The organism is Streptomyces sp. NPDC059897, from assembly GCF_042730865.1.
Lineage (GTDB): Bacteria > Actinomycetota > Actinomycetes > Streptomycetales > Streptomycetaceae > Streptomyces.
The window spans coordinates 1-1,913 of the sequence record NZ_JBHWKQ010000087.1 but is presented as its reverse complement, the minus strand read 5'-3'; the positions used below and the strand labels follow the sequence as shown (position 1 = coordinate 1,913).

The window sequence follows — 1,913 nt, the reverse complement described above, 5'->3', positions numbered from 1 at the left end:
AGGTCGCTTCTCTTTGTATATGCCATTGTAGCACGTGTGTAGCCCTACTCGTAAGGGCCATGATGACTTGACGTCATCCCCACCTTCCTCCAGTTTATCACTGGCAGTCTCCTTTGAGTTCCCGGCCGAACCGCTGGCAACAAAGGATAAGGGTTGCGCTCGTTGCGGGACTTAACCCAACATTTCACAACACGAGCTGACGACAGCCATGCAGCACCTGTCTCAGAGTTCCCGAAGGCACCAAAGCATCTCTGCTAAGTTCTCTGGATGTCAAGAGTAGGTAAGGTTCTTCGCGTTGCATCGAATTAAACCACATGCTCCACCGCTTGTGCGGGCCCCCGTCAATTCATTTGAGTTTTAACCTTGCGGCCGTACTCCCCAGGCGGTCGATTTAACGCGTTAGCTCCGGAAGCCACGCCTCAAGGGCACAACCTCCAAATCGACATCGTTTACAGCGTGGACTACCAGGGTATCTAATCCTGTTTGCTCCCCACGCTTTCGCACCTGAGCGTCAGTCTTCGTCCAGGGGGCCGCCTTCGCCACCGGTATTCCTCCAGATCTCTACGCATTTCACCGCTACACCTGGAATTCTACCCCCCTCTACGAGACTCTAGCTTGCCAGTTTCAAATGCAGTTCCCAGGTTGAGCCCGGGGATTTCACATCTGACTTAACAAACCGCCTGCGTGCGCTTTACGCCCAGTAATTCCGATTAACGCTTGCACCCTCCGTATTACCGCGGCTGCTGGCACGGAGTTAGCCGGTGCTTCTTCTGCGAGTAACGTCAATTGATGAACGTATTAAGTTCACCACCTTCCTCCTCGCTGAAAGTGCTTTACAACCCGAAGGCCTTCTTCACACACGCGGCATGGCTGCATCAGGCTTGCGCCCATTGTGCAATATTCCCCACTGCTGCCTCCCGTAGGAGTCTGGACCGTGTCTCAGTTCCAGTGTGGCTGGTCATCCTCTCAGACCAGCTAGGGATCGTCGCCTAGGTGAGCCATTACCCCACCTACTAGCTAATCCCATCTGGGCACATCTGATGGCAAGAGGCCCGAAGGTCCCCCTCTTTGGTCTTGCGACGTTATGCGGTATTAGCTACCGTTTCCAGTAGTTATCCCCCTCCATCAGGCAGTTTCCCAGACATTACTCACCCGTCCGCCGCTCGTCACCCAGGGAGCAAGCTCCCCTGTGCTACCGCTCGACTTGCATGTGTTAAGCCTGCCGCCAGCGTTCAATCTGAGCCATGATCAAACTCTTCAATTAAAAGCTTGATTTGCTTCCACTCGAGAAGCGATGCTCAAAGATTTACTGCATGAATTTTACTTCAGTTAGTCACTCTTCAAGACTTGATATTTTTTTGCATCCGAAGATGCTGGATATCGTCTTGTGGAGTGCCCACACAGATTGTCTGATAAATTGTTAAAGAGCAGTGAGTTAGTCGCTTTCGCTTGCTAACTCGAGGTGGCGTATATTACGCTTTTCACCCGGAGAGTCAAGCGTTTATTTCGCTTTCCTCTCGCTGACCCGGCGGCTTGTCAGTCGTTGTTCCCGGTCAGTGGAGGCGCATTATAGGGAGTTCTCGGCGGGCCGCAACCCCTAAATGCAAAAAACTTTTCAAGCGCGGTTTTTTTCGGCAAAACGCTGGCCAAACCCGCGTTTTTGTCACTTTTCGTACTGGATCTGGCTAAATTCCTGGGCAAAGCGGTCGACCTGTTGCCAATCTGTGTACTCCACTTCCTTACTGGTATCCGTTTCACCGCCCGTCATACGCATAATGAATTGAATCATGATGCGATCGAACCAGCGATAGCGCGGATAACGCAATGCGCCGGCAAACACCGCGCACTGTTTTGGCTGCCACGGCGAAGCCAACAGGAACTTACGGGTATAGGCGTTGGTTTGCGGCGAACGC

Annotated in this window: 1 protein-coding gene and 1 rRNA gene; both read right to left on the bottom strand. The window is 52.6% G+C overall.

Going from position 1 to position 1,913, the window contains the following annotated elements; genetic code table 11:
• Nucleotides 1–1,264 (bottom strand): 16S ribosomal RNA (locus ACFV9W_RS39065); the annotation flags it as partial.
• A 399-nt stretch (nucleotides 1,265–1,663) separates the two neighbouring features.
• Nucleotides 1,664–1,913, bottom strand: a 250-nt coding sequence (gene hemG / locus ACFV9W_RS39060) for a menaquinone-dependent protoporphyrinogen IX dehydrogenase (protein ID WP_385770876.1), incomplete at its 5' end; no start/stop codon positions are given.